Genomic DNA, 22,304 nt, shown 5'->3' with positions numbered 1-22,304 from the left:
GTTTGCCTGATAGGAGAAACCTAATGAAATTGCCCATTTACCTCGATTATTCCGCCACCACGCCGGTAGACCCGCGTGTTGCGCAGAAGATGAGTGAATGCCTGCTGGTCGACGGTAACTTTGGCAACCCGGCTTCGCGCTCCCACGTGTTTGGCTGGAAGGCCGAAGAAGCTGTGGAAAATTCCCGTCGCCAGGTCGCCGAGCTGGTGAATGCCGACCCACGCGAGATCGTCTGGACCAGCGGTGCTACCGAGTCCGACAACCTGGCGATCAAGGGCGTGGCGCACTTCTATGCCAGCAAGGGCAAGCACATCATCACCTCGAAGATCGAGCACAAGGCGGTGCTGGACACCACTCGTCAGCTCGAGCGTGAAGGTTTCGAAGTGACCTATCTGGAGCCGGGCGAAGACGGTCTGATCACGCCGGCCATGGTCGAAGCGGTGCTGCGTGAGGACACCGTGCTGGTGTCGCTGATGCACGTCAACAACGAAATCGGCACCATCAACGATATCGCCGCCATCGGCGAGCTGACGCGCTCCCGTGGCGTGCTGCTGCACGTCGATGCCGCGCAGTCCACCGGCAAGGTCGAGATCGATCTGGAAAAGATGAAGGTCGATCTGATGTCCTTCTCTGCGCACAAGACCTATGGCCCCAAGGGCGTCGGTGCTCTTTATGTACGCCGCAAGCCGCGCGTGCGTCTGGAAGCGCAGACCCACGGTGGCGGTCACGAGCGTGGTATGCGCTCGGGTACCCTGGCCACTCACCAGTGCGTCGGCATGGGCGAAGCGTTCCGTATCGCCAAGGAAGAAATGGCTGCAGAGAATCAGCGTATCGCGGCTCTGCGTGATCGTTTCTACCGCCAGTTGGAAGACATGGAAGAGCTGTACGTGAATGGCAGCTTGACTGCTCGCGTGCCGCACAACCTCAATCTGAGTTTCAACTACGTCGAGGGTGAGTCGCTGATCATGGCGCTCAAGGATCTCGCCGTATCGTCCGGTTCGGCATGCACCTCGGCTTCCCTGGAGCCGTCCTACGTGCTGCGCGCACTGGGCCGCAATGATGAACTGGCGCATAGCTCGATTCGCTTCACCTTCGGTCGTTTCACCACCGAAGAAGAGGTCGACTACGCCGCTGCCAAGGTCCGTGAGGCCGTGGACAAGCTGCGCGAACTGTCGCCCCTGTGGGATATGTTCAAAGAAGGTGTCGACATTTCCTCCGTGGAATGGGCAGCACACTGATAGCTGCCCAGGCGGATCGCTCGATGGGCGCTCCGCCTGAAGAGCGGCACCTGATGAGAGAGGAATAGCACCATGGCTTACAGTGACAAGGTCATCGACCACTACGAAAACCCGCGTAACGTCGGCAAGCTGAACGCCGAAGACCCGGACGTTGGTACTGGCATGGTCGGCGCGCCGGCCTGTGGCGACGTAATGCGCCTGCAGATCAAGGTCAGCGAAAGCGGCGTGATTGAGGATGCTAAGTTCAAGACTTACGGTTGCGGTTCGGCTATCGCCTCCAGCTCCCTCGCTACCGAGTGGATGAAGGGCAAGACCCTCGACGAGGCCGAGAGCATCAAGAACACCCAGCTCGCCGAAGAACTGGCGCTGCCGCCAGTGAAAATTCACTGCTCCGTGCTCGCCGAAGATGCCATCAAGGCTGCTGTGCGCGACTACAAGCAGAAGAAAGGCTTGCTCTGATACGAGGTTTGTAATGGCCATCACCATGTCTGAAGCAGCTGCCCGCCACGTGCAACGCTCTCTCGAAGGGCGCGGCAAGGGCGAGGGCATTCGTCTCGGTGTGCGCACTACCGGCTGTTCCGGCCTGGCCTACGTGCTCGAGTTCGTCGATGAACTGGCGGCAGAGGATCAGGTATTCGAGAGTCATGGCGTCAAGGTGATCATCGATCCCAAGAGCCTGGTCTATCTCGATGGCACCGAACTGGACTTCGTCAAGGAAGGCCTCAACGAGGGCTTCAAGTTCATTAACCCCAACGTGCGCGGCGAATGCGGTTGCGGCGAAAGCTTCAACGTTTGAGGCGCTCGCGTGGGTAATCCTTGTCATTTCGCCCTGTTCGACCTGCAGCCGAGTTTTCGCCTCGATCTGGAGCAACTGGCTGTTCGCTATCGTGAGCTGGCCCGTCAGGTTCACCCGGACCGTTTCGCCGATGCCGGTGAGCGTGAGCAGCGCCTGGCGCTCGAGCGCTCGGCCTGCCTCAACGAGGCTTATCAGGTTCTGAAAACGCCGTCGCAGCGTGCGCGCTACCTGCTTGCCATGCGCGGCCCCGAGCTGCCGCTGGAAGTGACGGTGCAGGATCCGGATTTCCTTCTGCAGCAAATGCAGCTGCGCGAAGAGTTGGAAGAGCTGCAGGATGACGCCGATATTGCCGGTGTCGCAGCCTTCAAGCGTCGTCTGAAAACAGCGCAGGAGCAGCTCAACGAGCGCTTCGCTGCATGCTGGGACGACGAGGTTCGCCGTGAAGAGGCCGAGCGCCTGATGCGCCGTATGCAGTTCCTCGACAAGCTCTCCCATGAAGTGCGCCAGTTAGAAGAGCGCCTCGACGATTAACCTGTAGGTTGCCGCGGCAGCCTGCCTGATGACTTCAAGAAGACCATGGCCTTATTGCAGATCGCCGAGCCCGGGCAGAGCCCGCAACCGCACCAGCGTCGTCTGGCGGTGGGTATTGACCTGGGTACCACCAACTCGCTGGTTGCCGCTGTGCGCAGCGGCCTGGCCGAGCCCCTGGCTGACGATGATGGCAAGGTCATCCTGCCTTCTGCCGTGCGCTACCACGCAGGAAGCATCGAGGTCGGTGAGTCGGCCAAGCTGGCAGCCGCCAGCGACCCTCTCAACACCGTTCTGTCGGTAAAGCGTCTGATGGGGCGTGGCATCGCCGACGTGCATCAGCTTGGTGAGCAGATGCCTTATCGCTTTGCGGTTGGCGAGTCGCACATGCCCTTCATCGAGACGGTGCAGGGGGTGAAGAGCCCTGTCGAAGTGTCGGCGGAAATTCTCAAAACCTTGCGTTTACGCGCCGAGCAGACCTTGGGTGGTGAGTTGGTAGGGGCGGTGATTACCGTCCCGGCCTACTTCGACGATGCTCAGCGTCAGGCCACCAAGGACGCTGCGCGCCTGTCAGGTCTTACCGTACTGCGTCTGCTCAACGAGCCTACTGCGGCTGCAGTCGCCTACGGGCTGGATCAGAAAGCCGAGGGCGTTGTCGCCATCTATGACCTGGGTGGCGGTACTTTCGATATTTCCATTCTGCGCCTGACCGGCGGTGTGTTCGAGGTGCTGGCTACTGGTGGTGACAGCGCGCTGGGGGGGGACGACTTCGATCATGCCGTGGCTGACTGGATCATCCAGCAGGCCGGTATTTCCAATGATCTTGACCCTGCCACTCAGCGCCGTCTGCTGCAGGCCGCCTGTGCGGCGAAAGAAGGGCTGACGGCTGCCGATACTGTCGAGCTGAGCCATGGCGACTGGCGCGGTGTGTTGACCCGCGAGCAGTTCGAGGTGCTGATCGAGCCGATGGTGGCGCGCAGTCTCAAGGCTTGTCGCCGCGCCGTGCGTGATTCGGGCGTCGAGCTGGAAGAGGTCGGGGCGGTGGTCATGGTTGGTGGCTCCACCCGCGTGCCGCGTGTGCGTGAGGCGGTCGGCGAGCTGTTCGGTCGTGCGCCGCTGACCAATATCGATCCAGATCAGGTGGTGGCCATTGGTGCCGCGATCCAGGCCGATGCCCTGGCCGGCAATCAGCGTGACGATGGTGAGGAATTGCTCCTGCTGGACGTCATCCCCCTGTCGCTTGGCCTTGAAACCATGGGCGGGCTGATGGAGAAGGTGATTCCGCGCAACACCACCATTCCGGTGGCGCGGGCGCAGGAGTTCACGACCTACAAGGATGGCCAGACGGCCATGATGATTCACGTGCTGCAGGGCGAGCGTGAGCTGATCGCCGATTGCCGCTCCCTGGCGCGTTTCGAATTGCGCGGCATCCCGCCGATGGTGGCGGGGGCAGCGAAGATTCGTGTGACCTTCCAGGTCGATGCCGACGGCCTGCTCAGTGTCGCGGCTCGTGAGCTGGGCTCCGGCGTCGAGTCGAGCATTCAGGTCAAGCCGTCTTACGGCCTGACCGATGGCGAAATTGCACGCATGCTGCAGGACTCCTTCCAGAACGCCGGCGACGACAAGGCTGCCCGCGCGCTACGCGAGCAACAAGTCGATGGTCAGCGCCTGATCGAGGCGGTCGAGGCGGCGCTGCAGGCTGATGGCGAGCGTTTGCTGGATGCCGAGGAGCGCGAGGTCATCGAGCTGCAGGTGCAGGAATTACGCGATCTGCTTGCGGGTAATGATGGTCTGGCGATCGAGCGGCAGACCAAGCGCCTGTCGCAGGTCACTGATGCTTTCGCCGCCCGCCGCCTGGATTCGACGGTAAAAGCCGCACTAGCAGGGCGCAATCTGAATGAGATCGAGGAATAATTGATGCCGCAGGTAATTTTTCTGCCTCACGAGCGATTCTGCCCGGATGGCCTGGTGGTCGAGGCTGAGCCCGGTATTTCCATTCTCGAGCTGGCCCATGAGCACCATATCGAGATGGAAAGCGCCTGCGGTGGCGTGTGTGCCTGTACCACCTGTCACTGCATCGTGCGCGAAGGCTTCGATTCGCTGAACGAGGCTGACGAGCTGGAAGAGGACTATCTGGACAAGGCCTGGGGGCTCGAGGCTCAGTCGCGCCTGGCCTGTCAGGCTATCGTTGGTGAGGAAGATATCACCGTCGAGATTCCCAAGTATTCGCTGAATCACGCGGCCGAAGCGCCGCACTAATTCCAGGAAGCATCATCATGAGTCTGAAGTGGGTCGATGTACTGGACATCGCCATCGAGTTAAGCGAGCAGAAGCCGGATGTCGATCCGCGCTACGTTAATTTCGTCGATCTTCACCGCTGGGTCGTGGAGTTGCCAGAGTTCTCCGATGACCCGCAGCGCGGGGGCGAGAAAGTTCTGGAGGCGATACAGGCCGCCTGGATCGAAGAGCTCGACTGAAACAGGCGCTTACGGCGCTCGCCCTACGCTTTTAACCGGAACCCGCGTATAATTCGCGGGTTTAATTTTTCGCTTTAACCCTAAAGTTTCTGGAGCTTCACATGGCTGTTCAACGTACTTTCTCCATCATCAAGCCTGACGCCGTTGCCAAGAACGTCATCGGTGAGATCACCACCCGTTTCGAAAAAGCCGGCCTGCGCGTCGTCGCTTCGAAGATGGTGCAACTGTCCGAGCGTGAAGCCGCCGGTTTCTACGCTGAGCACAGCGAGCGCGGTTTCTTCAAGGATCTGGTTGCCTTCATGACCTCCGGTCCGGTCATCGTTCAGGTTCTGGAAGGCGAAAACGCCGTTGCCAAGAACCGTGAGCTGATGGGCGCCACCAACCCGAAAGAAGCGGCTGCCGGCACCATCCGCGCTGACTTCGCGGTTTCCATCGACGAAAACGCTGTTCACGGTTCGGATTCCGAAGCCTCCGCTGCTCGCGAGATCGCTTACTTCTTCTCCGCTACCGAGCAGTGCGCGCGCATTCGCTGATACGGCGAATGATGCGAGGGTGAAGCCATGACCAATACCACCGGCAAGATCAACCTGCTGGGCCTGACCCAGCCGGAAATGGAACAGTTCTTCGAGTCCATCGGCGAGAAGCGCTTCCGTGCCGGCCAGGTAATGAAGTGGATTCATCACTTTGGCGTCGATGATTTCGCCGCCATGACCAATGTCGGCAAGGCCTTGCGCGAGAAGCTCGAGGCCTCTGCCGAGATTCGCGGCCCGGAAGTGGTCAGCGAAAATATTTCCGCCGATGGCACGCGCAAGTGGGTGGTGCGGGTGGCGTCGGGTAGCTGCGTGGAAACCGTGTATATCCCGCAGAACGGTCGCGGCACCCTGTGTGTGTCGTCGCAGGCCGGTTGTGCGCTGGACTGCAGTTTCTGCTCCACCGGCAAGCAAGGCTTCAACAGCGACCTCACCAGTGCCGAGATCATCGGCCAGGTGTGGATCGCCAACAAATCCTTCGGCACGGTGCCGGCGAAGGTCGATCGCGCCATCACCAATGTGGTGATGATGGGTATGGGCGAGCCGCTGCTGAACTTCGACAACGTCGTCTCCGCCATGCAGATCATGATGGACGACCTTGGCTATGGCATCTCCAAGCGCAAGGTGACCCTGTCCACCTCCGGCGTGGTGCCGATGATCGACAAGCTGGCCGAGGTGATCGACGTGTCCCTGGCGTTGTCGCTGCATGCGCCCAATGATGAGCTGCGCAACCAGCTGGTGCCGATCAACAAGAAGTATCCGCTGGAGATGCTTTTGGCCGCCTGCAAACGCTATATCTCCAAACTTGGCGAGAAGCGCGTGCTGACCATCGAGTACACCCTGCTCAAGGGCGTCAACGATCAGCCCGAGCACGCTGAGCAGATGGTCGCACTTCTGGCTGACGTGCCTTGCAAGATCAACCTGATTCCGTTTAATCCCTTCCCCTTCTCGGGGTACGAGCGGCCGAGCAATAACGCCATTCGCCGCTTCCAGGACCTGTTGCATAAGGCTGGGCATAACGTCACGGTACGTACTACCCGTGGTGACGATATCGATGCCGCCTGCGGCCAGCTGGTTGGCCAGGTCATGGACCGTACTCGGCGCAGCGAGCGTTACATCGCCGTGCGTCAACTGGGCAGCGAGGCGCAAGAGCCTCATGCTGCTGCCAATCGAAATTGAAGAGAGGATGTCTATGAGTTCGCGCCCTGCGCTGTTGTTGCTAGTTGTCAGTCTGCTTGCCGGTTGTGTGACCACCGGTGACGTCGACCCCATGCGTACGGCGAAAGGGCGTGATCAGGCGCGTGATGCCTATGTCCAGTTGGGTATTGCCTATATTCAGCAGGGCGATACCCAGCTCGCCAAAGTGCCATTGAAGAATGCGCTGGATCTGGACTCATCCAATGCCGATGCGCATGCCGCGCTGGCCATGGCCTTCCAGATAGAGATGGAACCTAAGCTGGCCGATGAGCATTTCCGCAAGGCGCTGTCGCAGCGGCCGAATGATGCCCGTCTGCTGAATAACTACGGTGGTTTCCTGTTCGAGCAGAAGCGTTATCAGGAGGCCATGAACACCTACCTCAAGGCGGCTGAAGACAATCTCTATTCAGAGCGTTCTCGGGTGTTCGAAAACTTGGGCCTGACAGCGTTGCAACTGAACCAGCGTGAACAAGCCAAGGAATATTTTCAGCGTACTCTGCGACTCAGCAGCAGACAGCCGCGCGCTTTGTTGGAAATGGCAGTGATGTCCTACGAGGACAAAGAATACGTACCGGCTCGTGGTTACTACGACAGCTACAGCGAAATGGCGCCACAGAATGCGCGCAGCCTGCTGCTCGGCGCACGCTTGGCCGAAATATTCGAGGATCGTGACAAGGCCGCCAGCTTGGGCCTGCAGTTGCGTCGCCTGTATCCGGCCTCTCAGGAATATCAGCAATTTGTTTCGGGGCAGCAATGAACGCGGCACATAGCGAAGTGACTCAGACGATGTCGACCAATCCAGGTGAAAGTCTGCGTCAGGCCCGGGAGATCAAGGGCTGGAGCGTCGCCGAGGTGGCGACTCAGCTCAACCTGACGCCGCAGCGCCTTGCCCAGATCGAAGCCGGTGCTTTCGACAAACTGCCGGGCACCACCTTCGCCCGTGGTTACATTCGGGCCTATGCCAAGCTGCTCGAAATGGACCAGAACCGGCTGGTGATGGAGTTCGATCAGTTCACGGGCACCGATGCCAGCGGCAGTAGCGTGCATGCACTCGGGCGTATCGAAGAGCCCGTACGTTATTCGCAGAGCATCCTGCGCCTGGTCAGCTTCCTGTTGTTGCTGGCGTTGATCGGTGCAGGTTTTCTCTGGTGGCAGGATCAGGGGCGTCCGGTGGCCAGCCTGGCTGACCTGGGGCTCGAACATGTGGAGGTGGAGGGCGCCGACGGTACGACTCAGGTGCACTCGCTCGCCGAGCCTGAAGACCAGGCGGTGATCGCCGCTCAGGAGCAGAGCAGCCCGCTGCTGCTGCCGGTGGAGCCCGGGGAAGCGCCCGAAGAGGCCAGCTCCGCAGAGCAGCCTGCAGCCGAAACCGGCAGCGCTGAAAGCGCGCCAGAGACTCCGGCTGCGCCTGCATCGAATGCGTCAGCCGCCGCTCCGGCTGCACCTGCTGCCGAACCTGCAACGCCTGTAGCCGTCTCTGCCGGGCAGGGCGTGCTCAGTGTGCAGTTCACCGCCGATTGCTGGACTCAGGTTACCGATGCCGATGGCAAGGTCCTGCTCAGCGCACTCAAACGCAGCGGTGAACGTCTCGAACTCGCCGGCAAGGCACCGCTGGAACTGCGTCTGGGTTTTGCCCGTGGTGCCCAGGTGGCCTACAACGGCGAAAGCGTGGACGTTGCGCCGCACATGACTGGCGAGACCGCGCGCCTGAAATTGGGGTTGTAAAGCATGCATTGCGAATCGCCGATCAAGCGCCGACAGTCGCGCAAGATCTGGGTTGGCTCGGTACCGGTGGGCGGCGATGCGCCGATCGCGGTACAGAGCATGACCAACACTGACACCAACGATGTGGCCGCTACCGTGGCGCAGATCCAGCGCCTGGAAGATGCCGGCGCCGATATCGTGCGCGTTTCGGTGCCGGACATGGATGCAGCTGAAGCCTTTGGCCGTATCAAGCAGCAGGTGCGCGTACCGCTGGTGGCTGACATCCATTTCGACTACCTGATCGCCCTGCGTGTGGCTGAGCTGGGTGTCGACTGTTTGCGCATCAACCCCGGCAACATTGGCCGTGAAGACCGCGTCAGGGCGGTGGTCGAGGCGGCTCGTGACAAGGGCATCCCGATCCGTATCGGCGTCAACGCCGGTTCCCTGGAAAAGGATCTGCAGAAGAAATACGGTGAGCCGACGCCTGCTGCGCTGGTGGAATCCGCGCTGCGCCATGTCGAGCATCTCGACCGTCTGAACTTCCCGGACTTCAAAGTCAGTGTGAAGGCTTCCGATGTGTTCATGGCCGTCGAAGCCTATCGCCTGCTGGCCAAGCAGATCGAGCAGCCGTTGCACCTGGGCATCACCGAAGCCGGCGGCCTGCGCTCCGGCACTGTGAAGTCCGCCGTGGGCCTGGGCATGCTGCTGGCAGAAGGGATTGGCGATACCATCCGCATCTCGCTGGCCGCCGACCCGGTGGAAGAGATCAAGGTCGGCTTCGACATTCTCAAGTCTTTGCGTCTGCGTTCGCGTGGCATCAACTTCATCGCTTGCCCGAGTTGCTCGCGGCAGAACTTCGATGTGGTCAAGACGATGAATGAGCTGGAGGCCCGCGTCGAGGATCTGCTGGTGCCGTTGGATGTGGCCGTGATCGGCTGCGTGGTCAATGGTCCTGGCGAAGCCAAGGAGGCGCATATCGGCCTCACTGGCGGTAGCCCGAACAATCTGGTCTATATCGACGGCAAGCCCGCCTCGAAGTTGACCAATGAAAATCTGGTGGACGAGCTGGAGAAGCTCATCCGCGACAAGGCAGCCGAGAAGGCTGCCGCCGATGCTGCCGTGATCGTGCGCGGCTGATCTGTGCGTAAGGAATACACTTGAGCAAGTCCCTGCAAGCCATTCGTGGCATGAACGACATCCTGCCGGAGCAGACGCCTGCCTGGCGCTACCTGGAAGGCACCTTGGTCAGCCTGCTCGATGGCTATGGCTACAAGGAAATCCGCCTGCCCATCGTCGAGTACACCGAGCTGTTCGCTCGCGGCATCGGCGAGGGCACCGACGTGGTCGACAAGGAGATGTACACCTTCCTCGACCGCAACGAAGAGTCCCTGACCCTGCGCCCCGAAGGTACCGCCGGTTGCGTGCGCGCGGTGCTCGAGCATGGTCTGTCCGGTGGTGGCCAGGTGCAGAAACTCTGGTACGCCGGCCCCATGTTCCGTTACGAGAAGCCGCAGAAGGGCCGCTACCGCCAGTTCCATCAGGTGGGGGTGGAAGCCTTCAACCTGCCGGGGCCGGACGTCGATGCCGAACTGATCGTGCTCACCTGGCGCCTGTGGAAAAAACTCGGCCTGGCCGACGCGGTGACCCTGCAGCTCAACAGCCTGGGTTCCAGTGAGGCGCGCGCCGCCTATCGCGATGCCCTGGTGGCCTACCTGCAGGAGCGCTTCGACCAGCTCGACGAAGACAGTCAGCGTCGTTTGACCACCAACCCGCTGCGCATCCTCGACAGCAAGAACGAGGCGACTCAGGCCGTGCTGGTTGGCGCACCGACGCTGGGCGATTACCTCGACGAGGAGTCGCGCCTGCACTTCGAGGGCGTCAAGTCGCGTCTGGATGCGGCCGGCATTCGCTATCAGATCAACCACAAGCTGGTGCGTGGTCTGGATTACTACAACCGCACCGTGTTCGAGTGGGTCACCGACAAGCTCGGCGCCCAGGGCACGGTATGTGCCGGTGGCCGTTACGATGGCCTGGTGGCGCAGCTGGGTGGCAAGGCCACGCCAGGTGTCGGCTTCGCCATGGGCGTCGAGCGTCTGGTGCTGCTGCTGGAAACCCTGGAGCTGCTGCCGGCCGAGCTCAATCGCGCCGCCGATGTCTACGTCTGCGCCTTTGGCGAGGCGGCGGAGCTGGCTGCGCTGACTCTGGTCGAGCGTCTGCGTGACGAATTGCCGGGGCTGCGCCTGTTGCTCAACTCCGGTGGCGGCAGTTTCAAGAGCCAGTTCAAGAAGGCCGACAAGAGCGGCGCACGCTATGCGCTGATTCTGGGGGACGACGAATTGGCAGGGCGCGTGGTAGGTTGCAAACCGCTGCGCGACGACAGTGAACAACAAAGTGTTGCCTGGGATGCTCTGGCTGAGCATCTGGCTGCCTGCCAGCAGGCCTGAGCAGGCTCTCGATTAGGAGTACGGGGTTAGACATGCAGACCGAAGACGAACAGATCGCGCAACTGAAGGACTGGTGGGATCGCAACGGCAAGCCTTTGCTGGCCGGTGGCGTACTGGCGCTGGTAGCTGTATTCGGCTGGCAGGGCTGGCAGAAATACCAGGTCAATCAGGCGCAAGGCGCCTCGGTGCTCTACCAGCAACTGCTGGAAACCGCACTGGACCCGGCTGGCAAGCCCGACGCCGCGAAAGTTGCCGAACTGGCCGGCAAGCTCGACAGTGAGTTTGGCGGTAGCCATTACGCCCAGTACGGCAACCTGTTCGTCGCCAAGGTCGCCGTCGAAGCGGACCGCCTCGACGATGCCGCTGCGGCGCTGCAGCGCGTACTCGACAAGCCTGCCGACGCCACGCTCAGTGAGCTGGCACGTCAGCGTCTGGCGCGTGTGCTGGCCGCGCAGGACAAGACCGATGATGCGCTGAAGCTGCTCGATGCCAAGGTCGAGGATGCCTTCCTCGCCAGCCGTGAGGAACTCAAGGGCGACCTGCTGGTACAACTGGGTCGCAGCGATGACGCGCACGCCGCCTATCAGAAGGCCAAGGATGCGCTGGCCGAAGACGCCGCTGTCGGCGGTCTGCAGATGAAGCTGGACGACCTGGCAAAAGGGGATGCGTGACGTGATGCGTTGGAAGAATGCCGCACTGCTGGCTCTGGCCGTTCTGGCCGTGGGTTGCAGCAGCAATAGCAAGAAGGAACTGCCGCCCGCTGAACTGACCAAGTTCGACGTCGAAGTCGAGCTGCGTACCGAGTGGAGCCGCTCCGTTGGTGATGGCCAGGGCGATACCTTCAACATGCTGGTGCCGGCCATCGATGGCGAGGTGATCTACGCCGCCGACGTTGAAGGTCTGGTCATGGCCATGGACCGCACCAGCGGCAAGGTCATCTGGCGCAAGAAACTCGATATTCCGGTTTCCGGCGCCATTGGCGTCGGCTACGGCCAGGTGCTGCTGGGTACGCTCAAGGGCGAAGTGATCGCACTCGACTCCAGCGACGGCGAAGAACAGTGGCGTTCGCGCGTGACCAGCGAAGTGCTGGCTGCGCCAGCGACCAACGGCGATATCGTCGTGGTGCAGACCCAGGACGATCGCTTGATCGCCTTCGAAGCCAGCACCGGTAGCCAGCGCTGGATCGTCGAGAACACCCCGGCCGTACTGACCCTGCGCGGCACTGGCGCTCCGCTGGTGACCAACCGTCTGGTGGTCGCTGGCCTGTCCAGCGGCAAGGTGGTCGCGGTCGACGCCCAGCGCGGCCTGCCGGTCTGGGAACAGCGCGTTGCCGTACCGCAGGGGCGTTCCGAACTGGAGCGTGTAGTGGATATTGATGGCGGCCTGCTGTTGTCCGGCGGCACCGTCTACGCGGTGAGCTATCAGGGCCGTGTCGCTGCCATGGATCTGGAGTCCGGTCGCGTGCTGTGGCAACGCGAGGCCTCGAGTTCGGTAGGCGTCGCTCAGGGCTTCGGTAACGTATACGTCAGCCATGCCAGCGGCACCGTCGAAGGTATCGACGAGCGCAGCGCTTCGGCGCTGTGGAGCAACGACTCCCTGGCGCGTCGTCAGCTGTCGGCACCGCAGGTGTTCTCCAGCTACGTGGCCGTTGGCGATGTGGAAGGCTATCTGCATCTGTTGAGTCAAGTCGATGGTCGTTTCGTCGGTCGTACCCGTATCGACAGCGATGGCCTGCGTGCCCAGCCGTTGGTGATCGGGGATTGGCTGTACGTCTACGGTAACAGCGGCAAGTTGGTGGCATTGACCATCAAATGAACCGACTATGCTGCATCCAGACCTGAGTCTTGGATGCCGCAGCGCAACAGATTCCGGCCGCTGCCCCTGCAGCGGCCTTTGCATTTTCTGAATTAACTCAAGTGGAGAGCCTGATGGTTCCCGTAATTGCCCTGGTGGGCCGGCCGAACGTCGGCAAGTCCACACTCTTCAACCGCCTGACCCGCAGCCGCGACGCCATCGTCGGCGACCTGTCCGGTCTTACCCGCGACCGCCAGTATGGCGAGGCGAAGTGGCAGGGGCGCACCTATATCGTGATCGACACCGGTGGTATCTCCGGTGACGAAGAGGGTATCGACGCCAAGATGGCTGAGCAGTCGCTGCAGGCCATTGAAGAAGCCGATGCCGTGCTGTTCCTGGTGGACGCCCGCGCCGGCATGACCGCTTCCGACCAGATGATCGGCGAGCACCTGCGCCGTCGTAACAAGCAGAGCTTCCTGGTGGTGAACAAGGTCGACAACCTCGACGTCGACCTGGCCCGCGCCGAGTTCAGCCCCATGGGCCTGGGCGAGCCGCTGGCGATTGCCGGTGCCCATGGCCGTGGCATCACCCAGATGCTCGAAGTGGTGCTCGGTGCTTTCCCCAAGGACGCCGGCGAGCCGGAGGAGGGCGCCGAAGAGGAAGAGGTGCTGGAAGGCCAGGAAGCCAAGCGCATTCCCGGCCCGAGTGAGAAGGATGGCATCAAGCTCGCCATCATCGGTCGCCCCAACGTTGGCAAGTCGACCCTGGTCAACCGCATGCTCGGTGAAGAGCGGGTGATCGTCTATGACCAGGCCGGTACCACCCGCGACAGCATCTACATCCCGTTCGAGCGGGACGACGAGAAGTACACCCTGATCGACACCGCTGGTGTGCGCCGCCGCGGCAAGATCTTCGAGGCGGTGGAAAAGTTCTCGGTGGTCAAGACGCTGCAGGCCATTCAGGACTCCAACGTCGTGGTGTTCGTCATGGACGCCCGCGAAGGCGTGGTCGACCACGACCTCAACCTGCTTGGCTTCGTGTTGGAAAGCGGCCGCGCCCTGGTCATCGCCCTGAACAAGTGGGACGGCATGGATCAGGGCCAGAAGGATTACGTAAAGACTGAGCTGGAGCGCCGGCTGTTCTTCGTCGACTTCGCCGATATCCACTTCATCTCCGCCTTGCACGGCACTGGCGTCGGTCATCTGTACAAGTCGGTGCAGGCCTCGTTCAAGTCGGCCATCACCCGTTGGCCGACCAGCCGCCTGACGCAGATTCTCGAAGATGCCGTCAGCGACCATGCGCCGCCTCTGGTCAATGGTCGCCGCATCAAGCTGCGCTATGCCCACCTGGGGGGCGCCAACCCGCCGCTGATCGTGATCCACGGTAACCAGGTCGATGCCGTACCACGTGCCTACTCCCGCTACCTGGAAAACACCTTCCGCCGTGTGCTCAAACTGGTCGGTACGCCGATTCGCATCGAGTACAAGGGCGGCGAGAACCCCTACGAGGGCAACAAGAACAAGCTTACCGATCGCCAGGTGAACAAGAAGCGCCGTCTGATGAGCCACCACAAGAAGGCCGAGAAGAAGCGCAAGGACAAGCGCAAGTAAGCTCCGCAGAAGCGTGCACGCCGGGGATCGCTCGGCGTGCACGGCATAAGCTTCCAGCTCTTTTTCATAAGCATTGCGGGTGCCGCCTATGGCGCCCTTCGGCTATCCTCGCGGCTTGCCTAGTTCTTCGTAGGAAGTCGCGATGCTCGTCAGCAAACTGCCCAACGTCGGCACCACCATCTTCACGCGGATGTCCCAGCTCGCGCTGGAGACTGGCGCGATCAATCTGTCCCAGGGCTTCCCCGATTTCGACGGGCCGCAGGCACTGCGCGAAGCAGTGGCGCGCCACCTCATGGAAGGGCGCAACCAGTATTCGCCGATGACCGGACTGCCGAGCCTGCGCCAGCAGGTTGCGGCCAAGATAGCCCGCAGCTACGGCGCGCAGCGCGATGCCGACAGCGAGATCACCATCACCCCCGGTGCCACCGAAGCGATCTTCTGCGCGGTGCAGGCATTGATCCATGCCGGCGACGAAGCCATCGTGCTCGACCCCTGCTATGACAGTTACGAGCCCTCGGTGGAACTGGCCGGCGGCCGTTGCGTGCATGTGCCGTTGGCATTGCCGGATTTCACTGTGGACTGGCAGCGTCTTGCCGATGCGATCACGCCGCGTACCCGACTGATCTTCCTCAATTCGCCGCACAACCCCAGCGGTGCGCTGCTGACTCGTGCAGACCTGGACAAGCTGGCCGAGCTGATTCGTGGCCGTGATATCCACGTGATCAGCGACGAGGTCTACGAGCACCTGATCTTCGACGGCCAACGCCATGCCAGCGTGCTGGCGCACGAGGAGCTGTATCAGCGGGCGTTCGTGGTCAGCTCCTTCGGCAAGACCTACCACGTCACCGGCTGGAAGACTGGCTACGTGGTGGCGCCGCCTCTACTTTCCGCCGAACTGCGCAAGATTCACCAGTACGTCAATTTCTGCGGCGTGACGCCCCTGCAGTTCGGTCTGGCCGATTTCATGGCCGCGCACCCCGAGCATGTCGAAGAGCTGCCAGCTTTTTACCAGGCCAAGCGTGACCTGTTCTGCGATCTGCTGACGGGGTCGCGTTTCACCCTCACCCGCGCGCCTGGCACTTACTTCCAGCTGGCCGATTACTCGGCCATTCGCCCGGATCTGGACGACGTGGCCATGGCCGAATGGCTGACCCGTGAGCACGGCGTGGCGGCGATTCCGGTGTCGGTGTTCTATCAGTCGGCGCCCAAGGACATGCGCCTGGTGCGCTTCTGCTTCGCCAAACGTGAGGAAACCCTGCGCCAGGCTGCCGAGAAACTATGCGCGGTGTGAGGGTAGGGCGGGTGTAACCCGCCTGTAAGGAGTTGGCGGGTTTCACCCGCCCTACGGCGAACGAGGTGCCCCGATGAGCAACAAACCCGATCTTGAACTGGCGCTGATCCAGACCACCCTGGCCTGGCATGATCCGGCGGCCAACCGTGAACACTTTCAGGCACTGCTGGAGCAGGCCCGTGGCGCCGATCTGGTGATCCTGCCGGAGATGTTCACCACCGGGTTTTCCATGGAGTCGGCCGAGCTGGCCGAGCCCGAGGATGGTCCCAGCAGCGTCTGGCTGCGCGAGCAGGCACAGCGTATCGATGCGGTGATCTGCGGCAGCCTGATCATTCAGGTCGCTGACGGCAGCTACCGCAATCGCCTGCTCTGGGCGCGCCCGGATGGCTCTTTGGCGTATTACGACAAACGCCATCTGTTCCGCATGGCCGGCGAGCACAAGCATTACAGCGCTGGCGATCAGCAGGTGGTGCTGGAGCTCAAGGGCTGGCGCGTGCGCCCGCTGATCTGCTACGACCTGCGCTTCCCGGTATGGAGCCGTGACGCGGGTGGCACCGATCTTTTGCTGTATACCGCCAATTGGCCGGGCGCGCGTCGCCAGCACTGGAACCGCCTGCTGCCGGCGCGAGCGATCGAGAACCTGTGCTATGTCGCGGCTGTGAACCGCGTCGGCGAGGACGGCAAGGGCCATGGGTATACTGGCGACTCCCAGGTGCTGGATTTTCAGGGCGATGCGCTGCTGGCTGCAGACGGCAAAGATGGCGTGTTCCGCGCCCGGTTGTCGAGCGAGGCACTGGCTGCCTACCGCGAGCGTTTCCCCGCACACCTGGACGCCGATGCCTTCACCTTGAACTGATCAGGAACTACATGAACATGGACGTACAGCAGAGCAATCCCTTCCAGCCTCCGCAGGCCGACCTGCAACAGGCCACCACCAATCAGTCGCCGCTCTACAGCGTTGCGGGCGTTGGCCTGGCGACCTTCATCGGCACGCCGCTGGCTGGCGCCTGGCTGCTGGCGCATAACCTGCAATTGCTCGGCAGGGCAGATCGAGTGGCGATGGTCTGGGGCATTTCCGTCGTGCTTCTGATCGTCACCTTGGTCCTGGCTTTCGTGTTGCCGGAGGAGGTGCCCGCTTTGCCTTTCGCCATCGCGCAGTTGATGGCGATGATCATGCTGGCCAAGAACCTGATGGAGACCGATCTCAAGCAGCATGCCGAGGCCGGTGGCGCCTACCTCTCCAACTGGCGGGCGGCGGGTATCGGTCTGATGTTCACCATCGGCCTGGCCGCGCTGATGTTTGCGGTGCTGATGATTCTTGATTTCTGAGCAATCGGTACCCTGCGCGTTCTTTGGGTTATCCGGTTCTAATAGGTTCAAGTCGCAGTATCTCGAGTGCCCCCAAGGCCAATGGCAGCGGGTTAGATACCGGGTGAAGGTAATTCGTTAATAAATTACGGACGGCCGCTTGCTTTGCTTCTAGCATTAGCGACGCAGGGATGCGTCGATAGAAGTGGGCACAGGCTTGGTCCTGGTGGTTGTTGTCGCTCCCTGCCCAACATGAACGCAAGGAGCGAAAGCAATGCACAAGACACTCATGGCGCTGGGCACCTGCCTGGCGATGAGCCCGGTGATGGCCGCCACGTACTGCGACAGTCGGGGTAATAGTGGCAGTGAATGGATCGCCGGAGTCAGCGTCAATGGCGCGACCCAGAGCACCGGTAGCGATGGAGGCTACCTGAATGCCACCGGCAAAACGCCCTTCCAGCTGACGGGCCAAGGTGACCGTCTCGAACTTCGTCCAGGCTTCCGTAACGCCCAGTACGTTGAGAACTGGGGTGCCTGGATCGACTTCAACCAGAACGGCAGTTTCGAGGCGAGCGAGAAGGTATTGGTCGGCCAGGGAAGTACTGCCGTCTCCGCTCCCATCACGGTCCCCTCCGGAGTCGCCGGCACAACCCGTATGCGGGTGCAGATGCGCTGGGGCGCCGCAGCGCAGCCCTGCGGGAGCTTCGGATACGGTGAGACCGAGGACTACCTGGTCAAGCTGCCGGACGGTTCTGCGCAATCGGCGTTTCCCTACAGCCTTGCTCTGGAGCCCGGTTTCTGGGTGTCCCGTAGCGGCGACCTGGGGGACAAGCTGACCTTGGTGGTCGAGCAGGACGGAAAGCGTGTCCTCGGTCGAAACGCTGCTGGCCACCTACGTGACAGATACTGGAACAACGCTTCAGGCAGTCGCTACCGGGTCTGGCTGGAAAGCTACGTCGACGGTGGCTACAAGGTCGCTTCGAATATCGTGGCCTATCAGCCCGGCGTGACCGATCGTGTTCTGCTGAGCCGCGATGCCAATCAGGGCAGCGTCAGTCCATCGGCCGCTTTCCAGGGGAGCTGGGTGATTGCTCGCCAGGGCGGAGAGACCGTGCGCCAGCCCGCTCAGGCTGGCGTGCCGCTGCAGTTCGCCTTCACCTATGGCGAGCGCTATCAGGTCTGGGCTGAGGCCAGTGTGAACGGCAAGGACGAGGCGATCTCGGTTCCGCTCAGTTTTCGCGAAGGCTTTCCTTCTCGTTATATCGACCTGGAGGTCGAGGCGGACTTTCTGTTGCGCCACGATGGCCCTGTCGGCGTCCCTTTGAACTGGGTGATCCGTGAAGATGGTGTGGAGGTGCTGCGCCAGCCCACCGCTGGTGCTGCGCAACTGCGCTATCCGTTTCAGCAAGGCCGCACGTACAAGGTCTGGATAGAGCAGGCCGTTGGTGGCGAGTTGGTGCAGGTATCAGATGCCGAGTACTTTTCGCCGGGGTTCACGGACCTCTATCAGCTGACCATCGGTGACAATCGCCAGATCACTCGTAGCGGCAACCTCGGTGACGCCCTGACCTGGGTGATCGAGGAGGAGGGCGACGTCGTTCTGGAGCGTAATGCCGCGAACGAGCTGGCCTATACCCACTATCGATTCGACCCCGCCAAAGGCTACCGCGTATGGCTGACTCGCTTCGAGAATGGCTACTACCAGCGTGTCTCCAACGTGGTGCGCTATGGTCGGGCCGCCGAGGCCTACCTGCCGCTTTACCAACTGACGGTGGATGCCAACCAAATCCTGACGCGCACTGGGGGGACGCACACCATGCTGACCTGGGTGATCGAACAGAATGGCAGCATCGTGCTGGAGCGCTTGGCGGAGAACGAGCTGAGCTACCGCTACTATGCGTACAGCGCGAACACGCGCTACCGCTCCTGGCTGAAGGCCTATATTGACGGTCGCTACCAACGGGTTTCGCCGGTGGTCAGCTACTGATCCGAGCCTTTCCTGAAATGAAGAACCCCGCCGATTGGCGGGGTTCTCTTTTCAGCGTGGTCGCGTTCAGGCTGCTTCGGTCTTCAGTTCCGCCTGCTTGACGGCGCGGTTGAGCGCACTGAACAGAGCGCGGAAGCTGGCGGTGGTGATGTTCTCGTCGATACCGATGCCGTGCAGCGGACGCTGGCCGTTCAGACGGATCTCGATGTAAGAGGCTGCTTTGGCGCTGGCCCCCGCACCGATGGCGTGCTCGTGGTAATCCATGATTTCCACGGACACTGGCAAGCTCGACACGAGCGCCTCCAGCGGACCCTTGCCTGAGCCGTTCCAGTGTTGCTCCTGGCCGTCTACCTGGACCTTCAGCTCGACGCTGCTGTCGCCATTCTCTTCCTGCAGGCGATGGCCTTTCAGGGTGTAGGGGCTGCGCGCTTGCAGGTACTCGGTTTCGAGCAACTGATGAATCTGCGCAGCAGTCATTTCCAGGCCGAGGCGGTCGGTTTCACGCTGCACCACCTGGCTGAACTCGATCTGCATACGGCGCGGCAGGCTGATGCCGTACTCCTGCTCGAGCAGGAAGGCGATGCCGCCCTTGCCGGACTGGCTATTCACACGAATCACCGCCTCGTAGTCGCGACCGATATCGGCCGGGTCGATCGGCAGATACGGCACTTCCCAGAGGGCATCTTGCTTCTGCTGGGCGAAGCCCTTGCGGATGGCGTCCTGGTGCGAGCCGGAGAAGGCGGTGTGGACCAGGTCGCCGACATACGGGTGGCGCGGGTGCACCGGGATCTGGTTGCAGTCTTCGACCACCTTGCGCACGGCGTCGATGTCGGAGAAGTCCAGTTGTGGGTCGACGCCCTGGGTGTAGAGGTTCAGCGCCAGGGTCACCAGGCAGACGTTGCCGGTGCGCTCGCCGTTGCCGAACAGGCAGCCTTCGACACGATCCGCGCCGGCCATCACTGCCAACTCGGAAGCCGCTACGCCAGTGCCACGGTCATTGTGGGTGTGCACGCTGATCAGCACGCTGTCGCGGCGGTCGACGTGGCGGCCGAACCACTCGATCTGGTCGGCGTAGTTGTTCGGCGTGGCGCACTCGATGGTGGCCGGCAGGTTGAGGATCAGCTTGTTCGCCGGGGTCGGCTGGAACACGCCGATCACCGCGTTGCACACCTCGACGGCGAAGTCGATCTCGGTGCTGCTGAACACTTCCGGCGAGTACTCGAAGCCCCACTGGGTTTCCGGCGCGGCATCGGCCAGGCGCTTGATGGTGCTGCCGGCGGCCACGGCGATGGCTTTGACGCCGGCCTTGTCCTGGTTGAAGACGATCTTGCGGAAGCTTGGCGCGCACGCATTGTAGTAGTGGACGATGGCCTTCTTGGCGCCCTTGAGCGACTCGAAGGTACGCTCGATGAGGTCGTCACGCGCCTGGGTCAGCACCTGGATGGTGACGTCGTCCGGGATGTGGCCACCCTCGATCAGCTCACGGACGAAGTCGAAGTCGGTCTGCGAGGCGGACGGGAAACCCACTTCGATCTCTTTCAGACCCACGGCCACCAGGCACTTGAAGAAGCGCATCTTCTTCTCGGCGTCCATCGGCTCGATCAGCGACTGGTTGCCGTCGCGCAGGTCGGTGGACAGCCAGATCGGTGCCTGATCGATGATCTTGTCCGGCCAGGTGCGATCCGGAATCTGGATCTGGGTGAAGGGGCGGTACTTCTTCGACGGGTCTTTGAGCATGGTCATGGTGAAAATCCTTGGGTCCAGACGCCTTGTCTGGGAAAACGAATAGGGCGGTCGACGGTGGCCGGATGGCCGCAGGGATTCAGCCCCGCAGTCGCGGGCTGACCAGGCGTAGGCAGCGATGTTGCCGTAGCAGAATGAGGGTATGTGCAGTGTTCATGAAGCCAACCCTAGTGATCTTGATGAAGGCTGGCAAGCATTGCGTGAAAATTGGTAGAAACGATCTTCTGCTGTTCTATCGCGACGTTTTATGGCGCGATGAGCCGGTTGTTTGAAGGAACATTGCGGGGCGCTTGTAGCGGGTCGAAGGCCGGGCATGCCCGGCCTTCTTGTCATGCTTCAGTTTGCCTGGTGAGCCATCAGGTTCGGGCGCAGTTCGCGCATGTCCGCACCGCTCGGATGCTGGAACACGCGCAGGCCGAACTCGGGAAGGATGGCCAGCAGGTGGTCGAAGATGTCCGACTGAATGCCCTCATAGGCATTCCAGGCGATGGTGTTGGTGAAGCAGTAGATCTCCAGCGGCAGGCCATCGGCAGTCGGGCTGAGCTGACGCACCAGCAGGGTCATGTTCTGGTGGATGTTCGGGTTGTGCCGCAGGTAGTGCTCGACATAGGCGCGGAAGCTGCCGATGTTGGTGATGCGGCGGGTATTGACCGCTTCCTTGCCGTGTTCGGCCAGTTTGGTGTTCCAGTCGAGCAGTTCCTGATCCTTGCGGTCGAGGTACTCGTCGAGGAGCATGAAGCGGCGTAGGCGGGCGATGTCTTCGTCGCTGAGGAAATGCACGCTGGTCTGATCCAGAAACAGTGCGCGCTTGATCCGCCGGCCACCGGATTCCTGCATGCCGCGCCAGTTCTTGAACGGGTCGGTGATGAAGCGCTTGGTCGGGATGGTGGTGATGGTCTTGTCCCAGTTCTGCACCTTGACCGTATGCAGGGCGATGTCGATCACGTCGCCATCGGCGTTGAGCTGGGGCATTTCCACCCAGTCACCGACGCGGATGATGTCGCTGGAGGATATCTGCACGCTGGCCACCAGCGACAGCAGGGTGTCCTGGAAGATCAGCATCAGCACGGCGGCCATGGCGCCCAGGCCGGACAGCAGGATCAGCGGAGAGCGGTCGATCAGCGCCGCCACCATGAGGATCGCGGCGATGGCGAAGATGGCGATCTTGATCACCTGCAAGTAGCCCTTGATCGGCTTCAGGTGTGCGTTGGGACGACGCTGGTAGAGGGTGTTGAGGATATCCAGCAGCGCGCCAATGGCCATGGCGATGGTCAGCACCACGAAGGCGCCGCAGACGTTGCGCGTCACCTCCACCACGGCAGCGGGCATACCTGGCACCAAGACCACGCCGCTGGACAGCACCAGTGCCGGCACGATGTTGGACAGGCGCTTGATGATGCCGCTTTCCTTGATCTGGCCGTGGCGGCCAACGGCGGTGGCGCCCACCACACGATAGATGGCGCGTACCAGAATGCGTTTGACGATCCAGTTCGATAGCCAGGCGGCGAGGATCAGGGCGAGGGTGGCGCTGAGAGTGAGCAGTTCTGGCTGCGTGTTCAGCCAGTCCATCCAGGTGTTGAGCTCATTCGGCATTTCCGGCTCCGAAGCAGGCAGGAGGGAGGGCCGGCGCTACAGGGCCGGCCATCTGAGCCGCAGT

Annotated in this window: 22 protein-coding genes; 20 read left to right on the top strand and 2 right to left on the bottom strand. The window is 61.8% G+C overall.

Annotated elements, in window-relative coordinates; all coding sequences use genetic code 11:
- Positions 1 to 23 precede the first annotated feature (23 nt).
- The 20 genes from BLR77_RS23430 (at position 24) to BLR77_RS23335 (ending at position 18,904) form a co-directional block, all read left to right on the top strand.
- Positions 24 to 1,238: an IscS subfamily cysteine desulfurase gene (locus tag BLR77_RS23430; RefSeq protein WP_074682364.1), complete on the top strand. Its 1,215-nt coding sequence runs from the start codon at positions 24 to 26 to the stop codon at positions 1,236 to 1,238.
- Between the two features lie 72 nt (positions 1,239 to 1,310).
- On the top strand, positions 1,311 to 1,697 hold the full coding sequence (iscU, locus tag BLR77_RS23425; protein WP_017362576.1) for a Fe-S cluster assembly scaffold IscU: 387 nt from the start codon (positions 1,311 to 1,313) through the stop codon (positions 1,695 to 1,697).
- Between the two features lie 13 nt (positions 1,698 to 1,710).
- Positions 1,711 to 2,034, top strand: coding sequence for an iron-sulfur cluster assembly protein IscA (gene iscA / locus BLR77_RS23420; protein WP_017675181.1), 324 nt, complete (start codon positions 1,711 to 1,713; stop codon positions 2,032 to 2,034).
- Between the two features lie 9 nt (positions 2,035 to 2,043).
- On the top strand, positions 2,044 to 2,565 hold the full coding sequence (gene hscB / locus BLR77_RS23415) for a co-chaperone HscB (RefSeq protein ID WP_074682363.1): 522 nt from the start codon (positions 2,044 to 2,046) through the stop codon (positions 2,563 to 2,565).
- Positions 2,566 to 2,610: 45 nt separating this feature from the next.
- Complete coding sequence (gene hscA, locus BLR77_RS23410; protein WP_074682362.1) at positions 2,611 to 4,476, top strand: Fe-S protein assembly chaperone HscA; 1,866 nt, start codon at positions 2,611 to 2,613, stop codon at positions 4,474 to 4,476.
- Between the two features lie 3 nt (positions 4,477 to 4,479).
- Positions 4,480 to 4,821 carry an ISC system 2Fe-2S type ferredoxin gene (gene fdx, locus BLR77_RS23405; protein WP_074682361.1) on the top strand — a complete coding sequence of 114 codons (342 nt, stop codon included), beginning with the start codon at positions 4,480 to 4,482 and terminating at the stop codon, positions 4,819 to 4,821.
- Between the two features lie 17 nt (positions 4,822 to 4,838).
- Positions 4,839 to 5,039, top strand: coding sequence for a Fe-S cluster assembly protein IscX (iscX, locus tag BLR77_RS23400; protein ID WP_017675178.1), 201 nt, complete (start codon positions 4,839 to 4,841; stop codon positions 5,037 to 5,039).
- 101 nt (positions 5,040 to 5,140) lie between these two features.
- A complete protein-coding gene (ndk, locus tag BLR77_RS23395) occupies positions 5,141 to 5,572 on the top strand; it encodes a nucleoside-diphosphate kinase (protein ID WP_003459696.1) in 432 nt (143 codons plus the stop codon).
- A gap of 27 nt (positions 5,573 to 5,599) precedes the next feature.
- Entirely contained in the window at positions 5,600 to 6,748 is a 1,149-nt protein-coding gene (rlmN, locus tag BLR77_RS23390) for a dual-specificity RNA methyltransferase RlmN (protein ID WP_074682360.1), read from the top strand.
- 13 nt (positions 6,749 to 6,761) lie between these two features.
- Positions 6,762 to 7,523, top strand: a complete 762-nt coding sequence (gene pilW / locus BLR77_RS23385; protein WP_074682359.1) for a type IV pilus biogenesis/stability protein PilW — start codon at positions 6,762 to 6,764, stop codon at positions 7,521 to 7,523.
- Positions 7,520 to 8,491, top strand: coding sequence for a RodZ domain-containing protein (locus BLR77_RS23380; protein ID WP_074682358.1), 972 nt, complete (start codon positions 7,520 to 7,522; stop codon positions 8,489 to 8,491). Before pilW ends, BLR77_RS23380 begins: the two co-directional genes overlap by 4 nt.
- Before the next feature lie 3 nt (positions 8,492 to 8,494).
- Complete coding sequence (ispG, locus tag BLR77_RS23375) at positions 8,495 to 9,607, top strand: flavodoxin-dependent (E)-4-hydroxy-3-methylbut-2-enyl-diphosphate synthase (protein ID WP_074682357.1); 1,113 nt, start codon at positions 8,495 to 8,497, stop codon at positions 9,605 to 9,607.
- 20 nt (positions 9,608 to 9,627) lie between these two features.
- Complete coding sequence (gene hisS / locus BLR77_RS23370) at positions 9,628 to 10,914, top strand: histidine--tRNA ligase (protein ID WP_074682356.1); 1,287 nt, start codon at positions 9,628 to 9,630, stop codon at positions 10,912 to 10,914.
- Between the two features lie 32 nt (positions 10,915 to 10,946).
- A complete protein-coding gene (locus tag BLR77_RS23365) occupies positions 10,947 to 11,585 on the top strand; it encodes a tetratricopeptide repeat protein (protein ID WP_074682355.1) in 639 nt (212 codons plus the stop codon).
- A complete protein-coding gene (bamB, locus tag BLR77_RS23360; protein ID WP_074682354.1) occupies positions 11,578 to 12,729 on the top strand; it encodes an outer membrane protein assembly factor BamB in 1,152 nt (383 codons plus the stop codon). The genes BLR77_RS23365 and bamB overlap by 8 nt, the downstream gene beginning before the upstream one ends.
- 113 nt (positions 12,730 to 12,842) lie before the next feature.
- Positions 12,843 to 14,318 carry a ribosome biogenesis GTPase Der gene (gene der / locus BLR77_RS23355; RefSeq protein WP_074682353.1) on the top strand — a complete coding sequence of 492 codons (1,476 nt, stop codon included), beginning with the start codon at positions 12,843 to 12,845 and terminating at the stop codon, positions 14,316 to 14,318.
- A 142-nt stretch (positions 14,319 to 14,460) separates the two neighbouring features.
- Entirely contained in the window at positions 14,461 to 15,609 is a 1,149-nt protein-coding gene (locus BLR77_RS23350) for a pyridoxal phosphate-dependent aminotransferase (protein WP_074682352.1), read from the top strand.
- Positions 15,610 to 15,682: 73 nt separating this feature from the next.
- Positions 15,683 to 16,465 carry an amidohydrolase gene (locus BLR77_RS23345; RefSeq protein WP_074682351.1) on the top strand — a complete coding sequence of 261 codons (783 nt, stop codon included), beginning with the start codon at positions 15,683 to 15,685 and terminating at the stop codon, positions 16,463 to 16,465.
- 11 nt (positions 16,466 to 16,476) lie between these two features.
- Entirely contained in the window at positions 16,477 to 16,938 is a 462-nt protein-coding gene (locus BLR77_RS23340; protein ID WP_238380615.1) for a hypothetical protein, read from the top strand.
- Between the two features lie 253 nt (positions 16,939 to 17,191).
- On the top strand, positions 17,192 to 18,904 hold the full coding sequence (locus tag BLR77_RS23335) for a GEVED domain-containing protein (RefSeq protein WP_074682350.1): 1,713 nt from the start codon (positions 17,192 to 17,194) through the stop codon (positions 18,902 to 18,904).
- A 66-nt stretch (positions 18,905 to 18,970) separates the two neighbouring features.
- On the opposite strand, the gene leuA is transcribed toward BLR77_RS23335, so the two are convergent.
- Together leuA and BLR77_RS23325 are read right to left on the bottom strand one after the other, a co-directional pair.
- Positions 18,971 to 20,647, bottom strand: a complete 1,677-nt coding sequence (gene leuA / locus BLR77_RS23330; protein WP_074682349.1) for a 2-isopropylmalate synthase — start codon at positions 20,645 to 20,647, stop codon at positions 18,971 to 18,973.
- 336 nt (positions 20,648 to 20,983) lie between these two features.
- Positions 20,984 to 22,240: a mechanosensitive ion channel family protein gene (locus tag BLR77_RS23325; RefSeq protein WP_074682348.1), complete on the bottom strand. Its 1,257-nt coding sequence runs from the start codon at positions 22,238 to 22,240 to the stop codon at positions 20,984 to 20,986.
- Positions 22,241 to 22,304: the final 64 nt, after the last annotated feature.

It is taken from the genome of Ectopseudomonas alcaliphila, from assembly GCF_900101755.1.
GTDB lineage: Bacteria > Pseudomonadota > Gammaproteobacteria > Pseudomonadales > Pseudomonadaceae > Aquipseudomonas > Aquipseudomonas alcaliphila.
The sequence above is the reverse complement of the archived record's forward strand: the minus strand, read 5'-3'. Positions and strand labels throughout refer to the sequence as shown.